At 42.9% G+C, this 21,152-nt stretch carries 15 protein-coding genes; 14 read left to right on the top strand and 1 reads right to left on the bottom strand.

Going from position 1 to position 21,152, the window contains the following annotated elements; all coding sequences use genetic code 11:
- Nucleotides 1–33: 33 nt before the first annotated feature.
- The gene (locus tag ACWPW6_RS18500; RefSeq protein WP_249999547.1) at nucleotides 34–813 is read left to right on the top strand and encodes a transferase; all 780 of its coding nucleotides are present in this window, start codon (nucleotides 34–36) and stop codon (nucleotides 811–813) included.
- Between the two features lie 3 nt (nucleotides 814–816).
- On the opposite strand, the gene fdhD is transcribed toward ACWPW6_RS18500, so the two are convergent.
- Entirely contained in the window at nucleotides 817–1,647 is an 831-nt protein-coding gene (gene fdhD, locus ACWPW6_RS18495; protein WP_154624783.1) for a formate dehydrogenase accessory sulfurtransferase FdhD, read from the bottom strand.
- A 182-nt stretch (nucleotides 1,648–1,829) separates the two neighbouring features.
- Here fdhD and fdnG point away from each other — a divergent pair, with 182 nt between their 5' ends.
- The 13 genes from fdnG to selB all read left to right on the top strand — a co-directional run bounded on the left by fdnG (nucleotide 1,830) and on the right by selB (nucleotide 21,140).
- A complete protein-coding gene (gene fdnG, locus ACWPW6_RS18490; RefSeq protein ID WP_154624782.1) occupies nucleotides 1,830–4,877 on the top strand; it encodes a formate dehydrogenase-N subunit alpha in 3,048 nt (1,015 codons plus the stop codon).
- A gap of 11 nt (nucleotides 4,878–4,888) precedes the next feature.
- Entirely contained in the window at nucleotides 4,889–5,833 is a 945-nt protein-coding gene (gene fdxH, locus ACWPW6_RS18485; RefSeq protein ID WP_154624781.1) for a formate dehydrogenase subunit beta, read from the top strand.
- A complete protein-coding gene (fdoI, locus tag ACWPW6_RS18480; protein WP_154624780.1) occupies nucleotides 5,830–6,480 on the top strand; it encodes a formate dehydrogenase cytochrome b556 subunit in 651 nt (216 codons plus the stop codon). Before fdxH ends, fdoI begins: the two co-directional genes overlap by 4 nt.
- Before the next feature lie 800 nt (nucleotides 6,481–7,280).
- Nucleotides 7,281–8,531: a formyl-CoA transferase gene (gene frc / locus ACWPW6_RS18475; RefSeq protein ID WP_154622150.1), complete on the top strand. Its 1,251-nt coding sequence runs from the start codon at nucleotides 7,281–7,283 to the stop codon at nucleotides 8,529–8,531.
- Between the two features lie 63 nt (nucleotides 8,532–8,594).
- Nucleotides 8,595–10,298, top strand: coding sequence for an oxalyl-CoA decarboxylase (oxc, locus tag ACWPW6_RS18470; RefSeq protein ID WP_154622149.1), 1,704 nt, complete (start codon nucleotides 8,595–8,597; stop codon nucleotides 10,296–10,298).
- Between the two features lie 106 nt (nucleotides 10,299–10,404).
- Complete coding sequence (gene yfdV, locus ACWPW6_RS18465; RefSeq protein ID WP_154622151.1) at nucleotides 10,405–11,349, top strand: transporter YfdV; 945 nt, start codon at nucleotides 10,405–10,407, stop codon at nucleotides 11,347–11,349.
- Between the two features lie 61 nt (nucleotides 11,350–11,410).
- Nucleotides 11,411–12,667 carry a formyl-CoA transferase gene (frc, locus tag ACWPW6_RS18460; RefSeq protein WP_163863432.1) on the top strand — a complete coding sequence of 419 codons (1,257 nt, stop codon included), beginning with the start codon at nucleotides 11,411–11,413 and terminating at the stop codon, nucleotides 12,665–12,667.
- A 262-nt stretch (nucleotides 12,668–12,929) separates the two neighbouring features.
- Nucleotides 12,930–14,663: a nitrilase-related carbon-nitrogen hydrolase gene (locus ACWPW6_RS18455; RefSeq protein ID WP_249999545.1), complete on the top strand. Its 1,734-nt coding sequence runs from the start codon at nucleotides 12,930–12,932 to the stop codon at nucleotides 14,661–14,663.
- A gap of 73 nt (nucleotides 14,664–14,736) precedes the next feature.
- A complete protein-coding gene (locus ACWPW6_RS18450; RefSeq protein WP_154635715.1) occupies nucleotides 14,737–15,456 on the top strand; it encodes a potassium channel family protein in 720 nt (239 codons plus the stop codon).
- Nucleotides 15,457–15,493: 37 nt separating this feature from the next.
- The gene (locus tag ACWPW6_RS18445; protein ID WP_154624751.1) at nucleotides 15,494–16,210 is read left to right on the top strand and encodes a YoaK family protein; all 717 of its coding nucleotides are present in this window, start codon (nucleotides 15,494–15,496) and stop codon (nucleotides 16,208–16,210) included.
- 715 nt (nucleotides 16,211–16,925) lie between these two features.
- A complete protein-coding gene (fdhE, locus tag ACWPW6_RS18440; protein WP_154624752.1) occupies nucleotides 16,926–17,861 on the top strand; it encodes a formate dehydrogenase accessory protein FdhE in 936 nt (311 codons plus the stop codon).
- 22 nt (nucleotides 17,862–17,883) lie between these two features.
- Entirely contained in the window at nucleotides 17,884–19,275 is a 1,392-nt protein-coding gene (gene selA / locus ACWPW6_RS18435) for an L-seryl-tRNA(Sec) selenium transferase (protein ID WP_249999543.1), read from the top strand.
- Nucleotides 19,272–21,140: a selenocysteine-specific translation elongation factor gene (selB, locus tag ACWPW6_RS18430; RefSeq protein WP_154624753.1), complete on the top strand. Its 1,869-nt coding sequence runs from the start codon at nucleotides 19,272–19,274 to the stop codon at nucleotides 21,138–21,140. The genes selA and selB overlap by 4 nt, the downstream gene beginning before the upstream one ends.
- The last annotated feature ends 12 nt before the right edge of the window (nucleotides 21,141–21,152 follow it).

The following is a 21,152-nucleotide window of genomic DNA, read 5'->3' as shown; positions in this document are numbered from 1 at the left end:
CTACCGAGATCATTTTCGTCATAGGTTATATTTATGAGTATCAAGCCTTCTATTACGATAAACATCCACAGTTTTGTCCAACGCCCTGATCTTATTGAACAGTCTGATGAACTGCTAGACAAGTTATGGCCACAATTTATGTGTGAAACGGCCGTCTGTGATGAATATTGGGAAAAACTTTATGAAGAGCCTATGAACCAATTTCAATTTTTAGCGGTAGCGGATATTCAAGGTACTGAAAAAGTGGTCGGGGTGATTAAATCCGTCCTCTTCCAATGGCCTGATCACAACTTCACAAAATTAGTGGATTTAGGCTGGGATGACATTTTCAATTTTGCGATTGAAAACAAAAACGGAGAGGATCGCTATATTTCTGCACTCTCTGTCACTGTTGAGCCTGAATATCGCGGCTATCAAATACCAGCTCTGCTGATCAACGCGTTGAAAAAAGCAGCGGTAGCGTATGGTGCAAAGGCCGTCGTAGTACCTGTTCGCCCAACTTTAAAGCATCGTTATCCATTACAACCCTTCGATGATTATTGCCGATGGACCAACGAGCAGGGAGAACCTTTTGACCCTTGGATACGCACACATTGGCGCTTAGGTGGCAAAATATTAAAACCTATACACCGCTCAATGTCGATTAAAGGCACGGTCGAGCAGTGGGAGTCATGGACAGGCATGCGTTTTATACAGTCAGGACAATACGTCGTACCGAACGCGTTAGTCCCTGTCACTGTTGATATAGAAAAACAATCGATTGAATATATTGAGCCGAATTTGTGGATGTTGCACTCTCTGGAGAAGGCATAACCATTAGTTCGTTATGCGGCTTGGGTGAGTAAAGACAGTTGCTTTCCCTTGGCGGCAAAAACCCACTAAGGTTAGATTGGCTTTATCAGCCACTTCGATGGCAAGGGAGGTGGCTGCTGAAACGGCAAACAAGATTTCTGCTCCACAACTTGCTGCTTTTTGTACCATTTCATAACTGGCACGGCTAGAGACCAAGACAGCGCCTTGTTGCCAATGATGGCGATGTTTCATGCCTAATAGCTTATCAAGCGCAACATGGCGGCCGACATCCTCACATCCCCCCACAAGCAGGCCTTCTGGGGAAATCCATGCAGCGGCATGGGTACAGCCCGTTAATGCACCGATTTCTTGCACTTTCTTCAGTTCAGTTAATGCGTGATCAAGGTGAGATAGTGAGAACGTTTGAGTGAAAGGCAGTGGAGGAATCGGTTTGAATATCTCATCAAGTTGTTCAGTACCACAAATACCACAGCCAGTTCGCCCAGCTAGGTTACGTCTACGCTCTTTTAACCCCATAAAACGGCGGTTAGATAACTCAACATGCACTTCAAGGCCACGATGACAGCCTTGAATGATATCAATTCCTCGGATTTCTTGTTTTGATTGTATGATCCCTTCCGATAATGAGAACCCGATAGCAAAATCTTCTAAATCTTTTGGTGTCGCCATCATCACGACATGTGATATGCCGTTATAAACTAAAGCAACAGGTAATTCTTCGGCTACCCAATCAGTTATAGACTGATCAAGGTTGCCTTTTTGTTGCACACTTGTATGGTTTGCGCCAATCATTTTCAAAGATTTTGACAGTTTCGTGTTATTTGTTTCATACATTAGATGAATTCCTAGCACTAATGATACATAATATTAATTATGGGTAAAAAGAATTTACACCATTTCTCAGGCAATGAACCTGAATACGATACGGAAGACGTTGAATAAGAACAGTTTACCTGAATATCGCGATTTAAAACATTTCTTAGGTAAACAAGAGCAATGTAAATGAGGAGATCCCCATGCAAGTCAGCAGAAGGCAGTTCTTTAAGATCTGCGCTGGCGGTATGGCGGGTACGACGGCAGCAGCGTTGGGTTTTGCACCCTCAACTGCGTTAGCGTCGACACGTCAGTATAAATTACTGCGTGCGAAAGAAACCCGAAATACCTGCACGTACTGTTCTGTCGGTTGTGGGCTATTGATGTATAGCTTAGGCGATGGAGCGAAAAATGCCAAAGAAAGCATTTTTCATATTGAAGGTGACCCGGATCATCCGGTTAACCGCGGCGCACTCTGCCCGAAAGGTGCAGGACTTATCGACTTTATCCACAGTGAAAGTCGACTCAAATATCCTGAAGTACGCGAACCCGGAACCAATGAGTGGAAACGCATCACTTGGAACGACGCTTTTGATCGTATTGCCAAGTTGATGAAAGAAGACCGTGATGCCAATTTCATCAAGCAGAATAAAGATGGTGTAACGGTTAACCGTTGGCTGACAACAGGTATGCTCTGTGCTTCAGCCGCTAGTAACGAAACAGGTTTTGTCACCCAAAAATTTAGTCGCGCCCTCGGCATGCTTGCCGTGGATAACCAAGCGCGTGTCTGACACGGACCAACGGTAGCAAGTCTTGCTCCAACATTTGGTCGCGGTGCGATGACCAACCACTGGGTTGATATTAAAAACGCAAACCTTGTTGTTGTTATGGGCGGTAATGCGGCAGAAGCTCATCCAGTCGGTTTTCGCTGGGCGATGGAAGCCAAAATCCATAATAAAGCTAAACTCATTGTTATTGATCCACGCTTTACCCGTACAGCGGCTGTGGCGGATTTCTATACGCCTATCCGTTCTGGTACTGACATTGCATTTTTGTCAGGTGTGATTAAATACCTACTGGATAACAAAAAAATTCAGCAGGAATACGTTGAAGCTTATACCAACGCTAGCCTTATCATTCGTGAAGACTACGGTTTTGATGATGGTTTATTCACAGGCTATGATGCAGAAAAACGTCAGTATGATAAAACGACGTGGAACTACGAGATGGATGAGAATGGTTTCGCACGACGCGATCCTACGTTAACTCACCCTCGTTGTGTCTTGAATCTGCTGAAAGATCACGTTAGCCGTTATACACCTGAAGTGGTGAATAACATCTGCGGTACGCCGATTGAAGACTTCTTGAAAGTCTGTGAGTACATTGCAGAGACGAGTGCAAAAGATAAAACGGCCTCTTTCCTGTATGCACTTGGCTGGACGCAACATACCATCGGTGCACAAAACATTCGTACCATGGCGATGATCCAGTTACTGTTGGGTAATATGGGTATGCTAGGCGGTGGGGTTAACGCGCTGCGTGGTCACTCGAATATCCAAGGTCTGACTGACTTAGGCTTGTTATCTCAAAGCTTACCGGGTTATCTGACTTTACCGTCAGAAAAACAAACCACGCTAGAGAGCTATTTAGAAGCGAATACCCCTAAAATGACCCAACCTGGTCAGGTGAACTATTGGGGCAATTACCCGAAATTCTTTGTCAGTATGATGAAGACTTTCTACGGTGATAAAGCGCAAAAAGAGAATAGCTGGGGCTTTGATTGGTTACCTAAATGGGACCAAGGCTATGATGTGTTACGTTATTTCGAAATGATGGATAAAGGTGAAGTCAATGGTTATATTTGCCAAGGCTTTAACCCATTAGCCTCATTCCCGAACAAAAACAAAATCATCAAATCGCTATCTAAGTTGAAATTCTTAGTCACGATTGACCCATTAAATACAGAAACGTCAAACTTCTGGCAAAATCATGGCGAAATGAATGATGTCGACCCATCGACTATTCAAACAACGGTTTTCCGTCTGCCATCTTGCTGTTTTGCTGAAGAGAATGGTTCGATTGTAAACTCTGCTCGTTGGTTGCAATGGCACTGGAAAGGTGCAGATGCCCCAGGTGAAGCCATCAGTGATGGTGAAATTCTGTCAGGTATTTATCACCGTATACGCCAGCTCTATGAAACCGAAGGTGGTGAGTCACCAGAGCCAGTATTAAACATGACTTGGAACTACTTTGACCGTGATAATCCAACTCCGGAAGAAGTGGCACAAGAAAGTAATGGTTATGCACTGGTCGATCTAAAAGATGCTGATGGCAACATCATTGTGAAGAAAGGTGAGCTGTTAAGTTCGTTCGCCCAATTACGTGATGATGGGACTACATCGAGTGGTTGCTGGATCTTTACGGGTAGCTGGACACCGAAAGGTAACCAGATGGCGCGTCGTGATAACTCTGACCCAACAGGTCTGGGTAATACTCTTGGCTGGGCATGGGCATGGCCGTTAAACCGCCGTGTTATTTATAACCGTGCATCTGCTGACCCAATGGGCAAACCATGGGATCCACGCCGTCAAATTCTAGAATGGGATGGCAGCAAGTGGATAGGTATGGACGTACCGGACTACAGTAATGCGCCTCCGGGCAGTGGTGTACACCCATTCATTATGCAACCAGAAGGTATGGGACGTTTGTTTGCACTGGATAAAATGGCGGAAGGTCCATTCCCAGAGCATTATGAACCGATTGAAACACCGCTCGATACCAACCCATTACACCCTAATGTGGTGTCTAACCCTGCTGCTCGTGTATTTAAAGACGACTGGGCGCAAATGGGTAAAGCGACGGAATTCCCTTATGTTGGAACAACCTATCGCTTAACTGAGCATTTCCACTATTGGACAAAACATGCGTTGTTGAATGCCATTATTCAGCCACAGCAATTCATTGAAATTGGTGATCGCTTGGCGAAAGAAAAAGGGATTAAACAAGGCGATATGGTGAAAGTCAGCTCTAAACGCGGCTATATTAAAGCGAAAGCGGTTGTCACAAAACGTATTCATACGTTGAAAGTCAACGGCAAAGATGTGGATACCATAGGTATTCCTATCCACTGGGGCTTTGAAGGTTTAGCGGTGAAAGGCTTCATTGCAAATACACTGACGCCATATGTGGGTGATGCCAATACGCAAACGCCGGAATTTAAATCATTCCTTGTCAATGTGGAAAAGGTGTAAGGAGATAAATTATGTCAATGCAATCACAAGACATTATTCGTCGCTCCGCCACCAATTCCCTGACGCCCCCAGCGCAAGTGAGGGACTTTAAGGAAGAAGTGGCGAAGCTGATTGACGTGACTACCTGTATTGGCTGTAAAGCTTGTCAGGTAGCCTGTTCAGAGTGGAACGATATCCGTGACAAAATCGGTACAAACGTTGGGGTATATGATAACCCAACCGATTTAACCGCTAAGTCATGGACCGTGATGCGCTTTTCTGAAGTGGAAGAGAATGGCAAGTTTGAATGGCTGATTCGTAAAGATGGCTGTATGCACTGCTATGATCCAGGCTGTTTAAAGGCTTGTCCATCAGAAGGCGCGATTGTTCAGTATAAAAACGGTATTGTCGATTTCCAATCAGAACATTGTATTGGTTGTGGCTACTGTATTGCAGGCTGTCCGTTCAATATTCCACGTATTAATCAGGAAGATAACCGTGCATATAAATGTACGCTATGTGTCGACCGTGTGGAAGTTGGGCAAGAACCTGCCTGCGTGAAAACCTGTCCAACCGGTGCTATCCATTTTGGTAGCAAAGAGGACATGACCGCATTGGCGTCAGACCGTGTTGCTGAACTGAAAACACGTGGTTACAACAACGCGGGTCTGTATGATCCGGAAGGTGTTGGTGGTACCCACGTAATGTATGTATTACATCATGCAGATAAGCCTCAGCTATATCATGGTCTGCCGGACAATCCGACAATTAGCCCAACAGTCACTTTCTGGAAAGGTATCTGGAAGCCGTTAGCAGCGGTTGGTTTTGCTGCAACGTTTGCGGCGGCCATCTTCCACTATGTGGGTATTGGTCCGAACCGCGTCTCCAAGAAAGAAGAGGAAGAGGCACTGAAGGACATTCAGGACTCAACATCTTCTGAGACTTCAAAATCAGTTGAAGGGGAGGATCACAAATGATGCCGCAGGATAATGAAAAGATTATTCGCCATAAACCGATTGAGAGGATCAATCACTGGGCGGTTGTGATTTGCTTTTTGTTCACGGCTATCAGTGGATTGGGATTTTTCTTCCCATCCCTGAACTGGTTCATGAACATTCTAGGCACGCCACAGCTGGCTAGGATCCTGCATCCTTTTGTCGGTACAGCGATGTTCTTATTGTTCGTCTTTATGTTCTTCCGCTATTTTCACCATAACTTTATCAATAAAGAAGATATTAAGTGGGCGAAAAATATCGGTAAGGTATTGAAGAATGAAGAGGCTGGGGACGTTGGTCAATATAACCTTGGTCAAAAAGGGGTATATTGGGTGGTGACTATCTGTTTACTGCTGCTAGCGGTAAGCGGTGTGATCATGTGGCGTCCTTACTTCGCAGACTTTTTCTCAATCCCAATTTATCGTGCAGCCATTATCGTGCACTCCATTTCAGCGATTGCCTTGATCATTATGATTGTGGTGCATGCTTATGCTGCTATCTGGGTCAAAGGCTCAGTACGTGCAATGGTTGAAGGTTGGGTAACACGTGGTTGGGCGAAGAAGCATCACCCACGTTGGTATCGTGAAATTGTCGAAAAAGAGAAACAGCAGCAACAAGAGAAAAACTAAGCTTCTATTGTTGTTCTGATCAAAAACCCACAAACGTTTATTGTTTGTGGGTTTTTTTTGATAAAAACAATATTCAATGTATTGAATAAATTGGCTTCACAAGCAGTCAATATATTCATATTAGACGTATAATATAACTAAAGCTATTCAGTAATATAAATAATGTAATAATTTATTTCATTATTATCGTAATATAAATAAATTTATAATTTAAGAAAAATAAAAACAATAAGCGTACAAAACGAAAAATATTATTAATACCCTTCATATTATGATGATCTGGATTAATCATAATAAGGGTTATATCAAATAAATAATAATTAAAGCGCATTCAATAATAGTACTCTGATTGTTGATTTTATTTTGATAATAAAGTTGTGTTTTTATTTCCATCATTGATTTATAACACTTTTATCTCTTTTGTTTATCCTTTATGGTTAGCTTAATTAAGATGCTCAAATTAATAATACCAAATAAGATAATCATAATAGGAGTGATTAATGACGTATTATAATAATCAATACTGTACATTTTAGTATTTATAAATAGCAATTCATTCAGTTATTGCAAAATTAAGAGATTAATAACTGTTTATTATTAACAAGATAGAATAATAAAACCATTGGCCGATATTATTTTGATTGCCTAGACATTAGATGAAATATTTATTATAACGGTGTAAATCATTATTTCTTAATAAGAATTCATCTAAATATAATCATTGTTTTTTGAAATGACATTCACCACAGCTAAATAAATCATTTAATTCCATTTACGACAGCTAAATAATGAGGTAATTCATGGATCTTCCTTTACAAGGTATCAAAGTACTCGATTTTACAGGTGTACAGTCTGGGCCATCTTGTACTCAAATGTTAGCGTGGTTCGGTGCTGATGTAATTAAAATTGAACGCCCTGGTGTGGGGGATGTAACGCGTAATCAGTTGAGAGATATTCCTGATGTCGATGCGCTGTATTTCACCATGCTAAACAGTAATAAACGTTCAGTTGAATTAAATACCAAAACACCAGAAGGTAAAGAAGTGATGGAACGCCTGATTAAGCAGGCCGATGTTTTGGTTGAGAATTTCCATCCAGGTGCTATCGACCATATGGGTTTTACTTGGGAACATATTCAAGAACTTAACCCTCGTTTAATTTTTGGTTCAATCAAAGGTTTTAATGAAAATTCACCTTATGCAGATGTAAAAGCCTATGAAAACGTTGCACAAGCTGCGGGTGGTGCGGCTTCAACGACAGGTTTTTGGGATGGCCCACCGTTAGTGAGTGCGGCGGCATTAGGTGACAGTAATACGGGCATGCACTTATTAATCGGCTTACTCGCCGCATTGTTGCACCGTGAAAAAACAGGCAAAGGGCAACGAGTGACGATGTCGATGCAAGATGCAGTATTGAACCTGTGTCGTGTTAAGTTGCGTGACCAACAGCGTTTAGAAAAAGTGGGTTACCTCGAAGAGTATCCTCAATATCCGAACGGTAAGTTTGGTGATGCGGTACCTCGTGGAGGTAATGCGGGGGGCGGTGGCCAACCCGGTTGGATTTTAAAATGTAAAGGTTGGGAAACTGACCCAAATGCGTATATTTACTTCACAATTCAAGAGCAGGATTGGGAGCAAACCTGTATTGCTATTGGTAAACCTGAGTGGGCAAAAGACCCCGCTTACAGCACACCGCAAGCTCGTCAGCCGCATATTTTTGATATCTTTGCTGAGATTGAGAAATTCTTAGCGGATAAAGACAAGCATGAAGCGGTTGAATATCTTAGTCAATACGGTGTGCCATGTGCACCAGTACTTAGCATGCGTGAGATAGCACGTGATCAATCACTGCGTGATAGCGGCAGTATTGTTGAAGTTGAGCAACCAAAACGCGGTACTTACTTAACCGTTGGTTGCCCTATGAAGTTCTCCTCTTTCACCCCTGAAATTAAAAGTGCACCACTGTTAGGCGAGCATACCGAGGAAGTGTTAACTGAATTGGGTTATAGCGCGGAACAAATTGCGTCAATGCGGACTAACAAAGCTATTTAATCTTAAATTAGGGAACGTTGCTGAAAGTTCCCTACGCACTTTTCTGTATTTTATGAGGTGGACATGTCGACTGAACAAACCCAAAACTTAACCGATGGTATGCATATTATCGTCGATGCTCTGAAAAAAAATGGCATTGATACCATTTATGGTGTTGTTGGTATTCCTGTGACAGATATGGCTCGTCACGCTCAAGCCGAAGGTATTCGTTACATCGGTTTTCGTCACGAACAATCTGCGGGTAATGCTGCGGCAATCAGCGGTTTTTTAACGCAAAAACCAGGTATTTGTTTAACCGTATCTGCACCAGGATTCCTAAATGGTATGGTGGCTCTCGCCAATGCGACGACGAATGGTTTTCCCATGATTCAAATCAGTGGTTCCAGTGATAGAGCGATTATCGACCTACAACAGGGCGACTATGAAGAACTGGATCAAATGAATACAGCGAAACCCTTTGTTAAAGCTGCTTATCGTGTCAATAAGCCTGAAGACTTGGGGATCGCGCTAGCACGTGCAATCCGTGCTGCTGTTTCAGGTCGTCCGGGAGGCGTTTATCTGGATTTAACCACAGAAGTACTGGCTGCTGTGATGGATAAAGATGAAGCAGATAAAACCATTTTTACTGTTGAAGATCCTGCTCCTCGCCAACTACCAGCCCCTGAGTCTGTTGATAAAGCCCTTAAATTGCTGGCGTCAGCTAAACGACCGTTAATTATTTTGGGTAAAGGTGCAGCTTACGCACAAGCAGACGAAAATATTCGTAAATTCATTGAAACAACAGGTATTCCTTATTTACCGATGTCAATGGCGAAAGGGTTATTACCGGATGATCACCCTCAATCAGCGGCAGCAGCACGCTCGCATGCCTTATCTAACGCCGATGTTATCGTATTGATGGGAGCTCGCTTGAACTGGTTGTTAGACCATGGAAAAGGTAAACATTGGTCTCCGGATACACAGTTCATTCAGCTGGATATTGAACCGTCTGAAATTGATAGTAATCGCCGTATTACGGCACCTGTGGTGGGTGATATCTATTCGAGTATTGAGTTATTACTGGCTGGGTTGGCCTCAACGCCTGTGAAATCCCCAAGTGATTGGATGGCGGGTATTGATGATATCAAAAAAGCCAATAGTGAGAAAATGGCGGTTAAGTTAAACACTGATACTTCACCGATGAATTATTTCAACGCGTTACGCGCCATTCGCGATGTATTAGTTGATCATAAAGATGTCTATGTGGTGAATGAAGGCGCTAATACGCTCGATAACGCACGTAACATCATCGATATGTACAAACCTCGTCAGCGTTTAGACTGTGGTACTTGGGGAGTTATGGGCATTGGTATGGGGTATGCGGTAGGCGCCGCCGTGACGAGCGGAAAACCTGTTGTTGCCATTGAAGGCGATAGTGCTTTCGGTTTCAGTGGCATGGAAATTGAAACTATCTGCCGCTACAAACTCCCTGTCACCATTTTGATTTTTAACAATGGGGGCATTTACCGTGGGGACGGCGTGAACTTGCATGGTGATGCAGATCCTTGCCCTACTGTATTAATGGCAGGTGCTCGTTATGACAAGATGATCGAGGCTTTCGGTGGCATCGGTTATAACGCAACGACACCGGATGAGATTCAACAAGCGTTAAAAGCAGGTCTTGAGTCCGGTAAGCCAACATTAATTAATGTAGTTATTGACCCAGCGGTGGGAACTGAAAGTGGCCATATTGGAAACTTAAACCCGAAATCTGTGGTGAAAAACTAGTTATTACTTAATTAAATAAAAGTAAGCATTACATCTGTGCCATTTATATATTAAATGGCACAGGGCTGCTTTTTGCCAAAAAAAGGTGAGTCTGATGGCCGATTTTATGTTTAAGATATTTATGAGTGATCTATTACCCATAATTATCATTATGATTTTGGGATACGCGAGCGGTAAACGTAACGTATTTACCAACGATCAAGCCAAAGCATTTAATAAACTGGTATTAAACTATGCGTTACCAGCCGCGTTATTTGTCTCGATTGTACGTGCAAACCGCGAAATGATTTTTGCTGATACTAAGCTAACCATTATTTCTTTTGTCGTCCTGTTGGTCTGTTTTTTCTTCTCTTTCTTTAGCTGTAAATACATTTTTAAACATAGTCGTGGTGAAGCCGCGGTGTGCGCACTGATCGCCGGTTCTCCTACTATCGGTTTCTTGGGTTTCGCCGTACTGGACCCTATTTATGGCCAAACCGTCTCTACAGGTTTAGTGGTCGCCATTATCTCGATTATTGTTAATGCTATTACTATCCCAATTGGGTTGTTCTTACTGAATCCTTCTAATGCAGATGGCAAAAAAGGTGGCGGTGGAATGGATGCCTTGATTTCGGCGTTCAAGGAGCCGGTTGTTTGGTCACCAGTCTTAGCAACCGTTTTGGTATTAATTGGCATTAAAATCCCAGATATGTGGGATCCCACTTTTGATTTGATTGCCAAAGCTAACTCGGGAGTGGCGGTCTTTGCTGCGGGCCTGACTCTGGCTGCGAATAAGTTCGAGTTTGACGGTGAGATTATCTACAACACCTTACTTAAATTAGTCTTAATGCCAGGCCTATTATTACTGGTGGGTATGACCTTTAATATGAGTTCAGAGCAGTTACAAATGATGGTATTAGCGGGAGCATTACCTCCGGCATTCTCAGGTATTATTATTGCGAGTCGCTTTAACTTGTACACTCGTACAGGAACCGCCTCTCTGGCCGTGAGTGTGCTTGGTTTTATCATCGCCGCACCGTTGTGGATTTACATCGCACGTTTAGTTGCATAAATAAATGGAGGTGAGGTCGCCGCTGGCGGTCTCACCTCTGTTATGACATAAAGGAGTGATTATGGCTTTTCCACTTCCACTTGAAGGCATTCGTGTTCTCGATTTTACTGGCGTACAGTCTGGCCCATCATGTACTCAAATGTTGGCATGGTTTGGGGCGGACGTTATTAAAATTGAGCGACCGGGTATCGGAGATGTTACCCGTCATCAGCTCAGGGATATCCCTGATATTGATGCACTCTATTTCACTATGCTCAATAGTAATAAACGCTCACTAGAATTAAACACGAAGACGCCAGAAGGCAAAGAAGTGATGGAGAAGCTGATCCGCCAAGCCGATATTTTGGTTGAAAATTTCCATCCCGGCGCTATTGACCATATGGGGTTTACCTGGGAAGTCATTCAGCAGCTCAATCCACGTTTGATTTTTGGTTCAATCAAAGGTTTTAATGAAAATTCGCCATATGCGGATGTGAAAGCCTATGAAAATGTTGCGCAAGCGGCGGGGGGATCTGCATCCACGACAGGTTTTCCTGATGGGCCTCCAGTCGTTAGTTCCGCAGCGTTAGGTGATAGTAACACAGGGATGCATCTCTTAATTGGTTTATTAGCGGCATTACTACAACGTGAAAAAACGGGGAAAGGGCAGCGCGTAACCATGTCGATGCAAGATGCGGTACTCAATTTATGCCGTGTCAAAGTGCGTGATCAACAGCGCTTGGAAAAGCTTGGCTTTTTAGAAGAGTATCCACAATACCCGAATGGGTCATTTGGTGATGCAGTTCCACGAGGCGGCAACGCAAGTGGTGGTGGTCAGCCCGGTACGATGCTGAAATGCAAAGGCAGTGATACTGATCCAAATGCTTATATCTATTTTATTAATCAGGATCATAACTGGGAAAATACGTGCGATGCAATTGGTAAGCCGGAATGGAAAACGGATCCTGCTTTTGCGACGACAGAAGCGAGAATGAGCCATATTCAAGACGTTTGGGATGCGATTGAAGAGGTCGCTAAAGACAAAGATAAACATGAGCTGACGGATTATTTTGATCAGTTTGGTGTGCCTTGCTCTGCGGTATTGAGCATGAAAGAGATTATGTATGACCCCGCTTTGCGCGCTAGTGGTTCTATTGTTGAAGTCAAACAGCCATTAAGAGGTCACTATTTAACGGTTGGTTGCCCAATGAAGTTTTCAGCTTTTACGCCAGAGATTAAAAGCGCCCCACTTTTAGGTGAGCATAATAATGAAATCTTAAAAGAGTTAGGTTATAGCGACCAACAAATAGCGTTAATGAAAACTAAAAACGTTATTTAACGTATTCAGCCCAATTAATTATAAATAGGTTAATTGGGCGGTAATGAAATAATGGCATTCAAAATGCTCAAAATAAGAAAATCCATTATTAACTGAAAAAGGTTAATAGCTCAAATTAAAGGTTTTTTACCTCACCCATTAGGGTGAGGCGGTTTTATTCGCCAATTATTTAAATACTCATTATTTGTTATCGCGGCTTATAGCGAGACGACACTATTTTATTTTTGACAATAACTTTTGTTATTAAATAAGGATTAATAATATGAATAATTTAACCGTCAAGAAAAGCAGTAAAGTGGCTGCTGTTGATTTTGTTCCGGCTTGGGGCGACCTAGAGGGCAATATTCGCCGCCTAGTGGAAGCCGCAGAAAAGGTTGCTGCACAAGGCGTTGATTATGCGGTATTCCCAGAAACAGCGGTGAGTGGCTATTTATTTTCAGACTCAGCAGAGTTAGCGCCTTATTTAGATACGATTCCGGGTAAAACGACAGAGGCAATCTTGCCTGTATTGGCGCGTACAGGTATGTATATGAGTGTTGGTATTGCGGAACGTGATACGGATACAGGGATCGCCTATAACTCGGCAGTATTAATGGGGCCAGAAGGCATTATTGGTAAGTATCGAAAAATAGGCCTAAATTCACAGGATCAAAAAGTGTTCGCCCCCGGAAATACAGGCGTGAATACCTTTGATACTCCGATTGGTCGTATTGCTTTGTTGATTTGTTATGATGATACCTATTGGCAATATGTGCGTTTAGCAGCCTTAGAAGGTGCGCAAATTTTAGGGTGGCATTCAGTATCAGATCGTATGATGCCTAATGCTACACCAGCTGAAATGCTTGGAGACCACTCAACCGTGGCGCATGTTCAGCATATGAGTGCGTTTAATGGCATGTGGGTGATTTGTGCCACCCGTAGTGGCATTGAAACTAACCCTATCACACATGGTCAGCTTTATTACAATGGAGGGTCGAGTGTATGGGCACCTTCAGGGCATAAAGTGGCGCAATCTCCGGTTCTAAGCCCACTTGAATTAGAGCCAGGCCTTAATGGAATATACAGCGCAACGATTGACCTTGATGAAGCAGATAAACAGCGCAATGCATTATTAGCAAAACGTCGCCCTGAATTATATTTCCCAACATTAGCTTTTCATCGTAGCCCAACAGATGCAAATGCAACGACTACAAAAACGCAAGCAACGTTGATTGCAGCACAATGGGAGAAATCCGTGTCTGATTTATCGTCGGTCAAAGTGGAGGAAAATGCGTTATTAGTACTGCCTGAGTTGTCTGCATTACCTTATACCAATGATCCGAATGTCCTACTAACCCATGCAGAGAAACAAGGTGGCGCTTTTGAGCAAGCATTAGGTCAGATCGCTTCTGAAGGGAAAGGCTATGTCGTTGGAAGCTATCCTGAAATTGATGTTGAAAAATTATATCATACGGTCGTATTAGCTGGCCCTGCGGGAGATATCTTAGCAAGATATCGTGTCACTCATCTCAATGAGCGTGATAAAGGTTGGGCAAGCGCGGGTCACTCTGTCAGCGTGACCACAACACCGATTGGACGTATCGCGCTCGCCGCTGCGCACGAATTAGAAGTGCCCGAGCTAGGTGGGCTATATAGTACTTTACGAGCAGATATTATTGCAGCTCCTGCCGGCCTGCCAAGTGATTTACGTGTTGAGATCGACAGCCATCTTTATTCTGTTGACAATCCGCCAACAGGTCGAGCCGACTTTATTCCGTATGCTATCGCAACGTTAAATCAGCTATGGGTAGTGTGCGGAGGACGAAGTGAAAGAGATTTCACGTCAGCAGCAATCTATGGACCTGAACCCGTCGTGTTAACACCAACACTGACCGCAGAACGCGGTGCAGCAGATGTTAGATTACAAGCACAGGTACCAGCACCCTATACTTGGATTAACCAAGAGCGTCTTATTAGTGGGCAACAAGCGATTTGGTTTCCCCCTCTTGTATCTTAATTAATCTCAATTTATTCATGTGGTTAGGTAGGCATCCAGCGGATTGCCTACCTATTTGATGACAAAGATAAAAATGAATATAACAGCCGCTCAAACTTTTTATACAAAGCAAACCCTGATCAAAACATTACATTTTTTTGGGGTCGTCGCTTCGTTATTTTTAATTGCGAGTATTTCACTTGAAACCTTCAGACATGATCCTTTCTTAGCGCACTCGATTTATTTTGATATCCAGTTCTGGATTTGCATCTATTTTACTCTCGACTTTTTTATCTTTTTATTTCTTTCGAAAGAGAGAAAAAAATTTATTGCTAAGTATTTTATTATTATTTTTCTCTCTATCCCGTATTTAACCATCTTAGATTATACGTCGATTCAATTTACGGAAGAACAAATTTACCTAATTCGTTTTATTCCTCTTTTTCGAGGTGGTGCCGCTTTTGTCATGCTTATGATGATGGTCGTAAAACGAAATACCACTGCCTTATTTGTTTCTTACATCATCCTACTTTTTTCAACGGTGTATTTTATTAGCCTAATTTTCTTTATTTTTGAGCGAGGCAATAATGCAGACGTTAAAAATTATGGTGATGCGATTTGGTGGGCTGCGATGACAGTAACAACACTTGGTTCCAATATTATTCCCGTCACAACCGCAGGAAAAGTGGTGACTACACTATTAGCGGCGACAGGCATGACGGTATTTCCAATATTTACTGTTTATATTACCTCGGTGATCAGCCGACTAAGCCAATCTAAAAAAGTATTATCAGGAAATCCTGATGCACTGTAATCACACAAAATAACCATACTTGATAGGTTTAATCATAATGACAACATCAACATCGAAAATTCCTTTTATGCAATTGCCAACCATTGCCTTTTTATTGGCAATAACCTCGGGCATGCTTGATGGCTATGCTTTTTTTACGACTAAATCATTTGCCACTTTTCAGTCGGGTAACATCATCATGTTAGGCTATGAATTTGCTAAACACGGCATGATGGCAACCGTTCCCTACATTATTGCGATTTTTTCATTTGGTGCTGGTGCCATGCTACTGGCGCTATTACGTTATAAATACAACACCAATGAGAAAACATGGACATTTACCCTATTATCATTAGAAATCATGTTGTTACTGCTGCTTATCGCTTATATTTACTTTTTTAATGTTGCCGCGAGTGGTTTCCATGCCGTTTGGGCGCTGTCCTTTATTGCGGGTATGCAAGGTAATGCATTCCATAAAATTAATGGCATGCTATACGGTAATATTGCCGTGACACTGAATGTTCAACTCGGGTTTAGTTCATTGGCAGAATCCGTTGCGTTTAAAGGACCAGAAAGAAAAGAGGCGCTTTATAAAAGTTATTGCTACTTTTTAACTTTATTTGGCTTTGCGGGTGGGGCTTTTATGATGGCCATGTTAGCTGACTATGCGAGAGAGTACGCATTATTAATTACCCTAATCCCATTATGTTTGATTTTTACCCTGGGGCGGCATTTCTCAAGAGAAAATAGTGGACAGTCTATCGACTCTAACTAAGTAGAATATCCGGAAGGTATTGAGTCTATTGTAGTGATATTGAGTCAACTCACTTTACTTGAAATAAAGAATCACAGGCGAGTTAACTCGCCTGTGATTAAAGCAAATATTATTGTTTGATGACCATTGTACTTTCTCATCTTACTATCCATGTCATAGCATGGCGCTTTCGCCGCTAAATAACGTCTCGATAATAAGCGAATGTGCTATTCATTCATTTTCATGGCCTCATTGATCACGGTTTCCGATAGTATCTCATGGGGAAACACCAACATTATCTTAAAGGCAATCATCATGCGCCCACTCTACGTTGGGTCATACTGTTGCGCTGCGCTCATTTCCCATCATTGCGATTGAATAACACTTAATCGAAGATCATTTCATCACTTTGGCAGGTCAAAAAATTTCGTTAGCGTAAAGTGATTAACTTCAAAGAAGAGAGCGAATAGAGGCTATTTCTCAGAGCATAAACCGCTAAAGGTACAAGGTTAAGTGATGAGGTCGCTTTATTAGGTGGACTTTTACTTAGCTCCTTAAAAGGAAACTTGCTGATACCAAGGCAACAAGGTAGCTACCTAGCGACTTTTGTTTTATCCTGAGCAGTAGATAACAGCAATTTTCGCTGAATAAGCATAAAATACGAACAATAAATCCGAGGATATGGCTAGCATTCCCTCGGATAAGTCGTTTAAAAAATTTAAAAGAGAGCAATGCGATGGGTATTCGTATCGTCCCTAAAGAAGAATTAGGGCAAGAAAGACTGAAAGAAAAAGGTATTGGTTTTATTCCTCCTGTCCTATTTCCGAATTTGAAGAGTCTATATCAGCGTCGTGCTGAAAGATTAAAAGAACTCGGCGCTGGAGAACATCCTTTTGCAGGTTATCTTAATTTTGCCGCTGAAGTGGCCACTGCACAGAATAATGCACAGCATGATAATCCATTAGAAATGGATATGAATGCGGTATTAGAGCGAGCGACAGCGAGTCATAATTCGCCTCTTGATGTGAAAACATTTCCGCGTACAGCACATTGGCACAAGCTTCTGCATTCGATTATTGCGGAATTATTACCTGTAGTGCCTGAGTCTGTGCGTCCTGCACTGGAAAATCTCGATAAAGCCTCGGCCAATGAGCTTGAAGAGATGGCCTCCGCATTGCTGAATGAACAGTTCGAAAAAGTACCGGCGGATAAATCAATGTTTATTTGGGCGGCACTCTCTGTTTATTGGGCTCAAATGGCAGCGCAAATTCCGGGTAAAGCTCGTGCGGAACATGGCGATCATCGTCATTTATGTCCGGTTTGTAATAGCATGCCAGTATCAAGTATTGTCCAAATTGGGACAACACAAGGCTTACGTTATTTACACTGTAATTTATGTGAAACCGATTGGCATATGGTTAGAGTGAAATGCAGTAATTGTGAACAAACAGGTAAGCTGAACTATTGGTCTCTTGATGATGAAAACGCGGCCGTTAAAGCAGAAAGTTGTGGTGATTGTGGCAGCTACCTCAAAATTCTTTATCAAGAAAAAGACGCAAAAGTTGAAGCTGTTGCTGATGATTTAGCGTCTATTATTCTCGATGCACGTATGGAAGAAGAAGGCTTTGCTCGTAGTAGCCTTAATCCATTCTTGTTTCCCGGCGAAAAATAGTCACTAAAAGAGAGTAACCATGATGTCAGACTCCACTGCCGCGCTATACCGCCAGCTTCCTGCTATTGATAAGTTACTGCAACTCGACGAGGTACAAACCCTCGTCATTGAATCAGGGCATCATTGGGTGACTGAGCAGTTACGAGATATGCAGCAGCAAGCCCGTGAGTTTATCCAGCAATATGAGCAATTGCCTGCATGGCACGCTGACTGGGTGACAGAGCTGACTAAACGTCATAACAGGTTACAGGAAAGTGCGATAAAACCCGTTTTTAACTTAACGGGCACGGTACTACACACGAATTTAGGTCGCGCGGTAATGGCGCAATCCGCCGTTGAGGCGGTGAATAAGGTGATGAGTTCACCTGTAACGTTGGAGTACTCTCTTGATGGTGCCACGCGAGGGCATCGTGACCGCGCTTTGGCTGACTTATTTTGTCAATTAACTGGCGCAGAAGATGCCTGCATTGTTAATAATAATGCGGCAGCTGTTTTATTGTTATTAGCGACTGTCGCGCAAGGTAAACAAGTGATTGTTTCGCGCGGCGAGCTCGTTGAGATTGGCGGGGCTTTTCGAGTGCCTGATGTGATGGCACAAGCAGGTTGCCAACTCGTGGAAGTCGGAACAACCAATCGAACTCATTTACGTGATTATGTTAATGCTATCAATGAACACACTGCATTATTGATGAAGGTGCATACCAGTAACTACAGCATTGAAGGTTTCACCGCAGAAGTTGAAGGTGCCGAGCTGGCTGAGTTAGGTAAGCAGTATCAATTGCCGACAGCAATTGATTTGGGCAGTGGATCAATGATAGATATGACAGCGTATGGTTTACCTGCTGAGCCAATGCCACAAACGTATCTTTCGCAAGGGATTGATTTGGTGTCGATTTCGGGTGACAAACTGCTGGGAGGGCCGCAAGCAGGGATCATTCTCGGCAAGAAAAAATGGATTGAAGCCATTCAAAAGCATCCGCTTAAACGTGCATTACGTGCCGATAAAATGACATTAGCGGCATTAGAAGCGACATTAAAACTGTATTGCACGCCAGAAAAACTGGTTACTGAGCTACCGACATTACGTTGGTTAACCCGTAGTGCCGATGAAATTAAAGCGCGTGCGCAGCGTTTGATTGTTCCCTTGCAGGCTTTTTATGGTGATAAATTTGTGGTTGAAATCGAACCTTGTTTATCCCAAATCGGTAGTGGGTCTTTACCGGTTGATAGGTTGCCAAGCTATGCTGTGACATTTACGCCATTTGATGGGCGAGGAAATACATTGGCCTTACTTATGGCACGTTGGCGTCACTCTGCCCAGCCTGTGATAGGCCGATTGAAAGAGGGTAAATTATGGCTGGATCTCCGTTGTTTAGATGATGAACATGCATTATTGCAGGTACTGCTTTCATGATTTTTGCTACCGCTGGCCATGTTGACCATGGTAAAACTTCATTAATTCAAGCGATTACTGGGGTGAATACCGCCCATTTACCCGAAGAGAAAAAGCGCGGCATGACCATCGATCTTGGTTATGCGTATTGGCCTCAACAAGATGGCAGCTCAATTGGCTTTATTGATGTTCCTGGGCATGAAAAATTTTTAGGTAATATGCTGGCAGGCGTTGGGGGTATTCAACATGCTCTGTTGGTGGTGGCGTGTGATGATGGTGTTATGGCGCAAACACGAGAACACTTAGCCATTTTGCGCTTAGCGGGCTGCCAGAAAATAACGGCTATTTTAACCAAAGCAGACAGAGTTGATGAAAAGCGTATCACTCAAGTTATTCAACAAGTACAGGATGAACTTCATCAACAAGGTTGGTCTGACCCCGTTCTATTTGTGACTTCAGCTAATAATGGTTGTGGTATTGCTGAGTTACAAGCATATCTGCAACAATTACATCAAGAAGCAACCGATCATCAAAACCCCCAACAACGTTTTCGATTAGCTATTGACCGTGTATTTCATGTCAAAGGTGCGGGGATAGTGGTCACCGGTACCGCTTTGGCAGGGCAAGTTCAGCTAGGTGAGAGTTTATGGCTGACGGGAGTGGACACCTCCGTTCGTGTCAGAGGAATTCATAGGCAAAACCAACCCGCAGAATTCGCGCAAGCGGGGGATCGTGTTGCATTAAATCTTACTGGTGACGTCGATAAAGCAGAGATCACCCGTGGTGATTGGTTACTCTCTGAAAAGCCATTTGCAGCGGCAACCCGAGTGATTGTTGAATTAAAATGTGATTCAGTGATTAAACATTGGCAGCCTGTGCATTTGTATCATGGTGCCAGCCATATCACGGGGCGAGTATCCTTATTGACCGAATTCGCAACAACGCCTTTGCTGGCGGAACTTATCCTCGATACGCCTTTGTGGTTAGCAGATAATGATCGTCTCATTGTGCGCGATATTAGCGCCCGTGAAACCTTGGCTGCTGCAAGAGTGATCCGATTAACTTCTCCACGCAGAGGGAAAAGACTACCTGAATTTATTGACTGGCTACAACGTCTTTGTTCGGCGAACGATGAACTCACCCATTTGAAATTACAGCTGCCGAATGGTGAATTAAATTTAAAGAGCTATGGGTGGTCTCGTCAGTTAACACCTAGCGCACTGGAGCCGTTGTTAACCCAGGTGGAATTAGTTCGTGTCGGTGATTTAGTGCTATCCGCTTTTAAGGCTCAAGTCGCGAAAGAGCGATTAGTGCAAACGTTAGAAGATTTCCATGAGGTTCACAGTGACCAAATCGGTGTCAGTAAAGCGAGATTAAAGCGGATGGCATTACCAACAATGAGTGAATCATTAGTTTTTAAATTAATTAATGAGCTGATTGTTGATGAACGTATTAAGCAAACGCGTGGTTGGCTGCATATGCCGCAACATGGTCTGGTATTCGATGCAGAACAACAACGCATTTGGCAACAAATAGTTCCGTTATTTCCTCGTATAGATGCATGGTGGGTTCGCGATATTGCAGCAGAGCTTAACCAGGATGAAAACCTGATACGAGGTGTGATGAAAAAAGCAGCACAGATGGGATTCGTGACGGCAATTGTACGTGATCGCTATTATAGTAGTGATGAAATCAAACAATTTGCTGAGTTAATCTTACGATATTGTCTTGAAAAAGAAGAAATTTGCGCTGCTGATTTTCGGAGTGAATTAGGGATTGGTCGTAAGTTAGCGATTCAGATACTCGAATTTTTTGATAAAAGTGGCTTTACGCGGCGTAAAGGTGATGGACATTTTTTACGTGATAAAGGCATTTTTGCCGAATAGATTTATCGTCTA

The organism is Providencia sp. Marseille-Q8014 (assembly GCF_965112055.1).
This window is presented reverse-complemented; position numbering and strand designations above follow the sequence as displayed.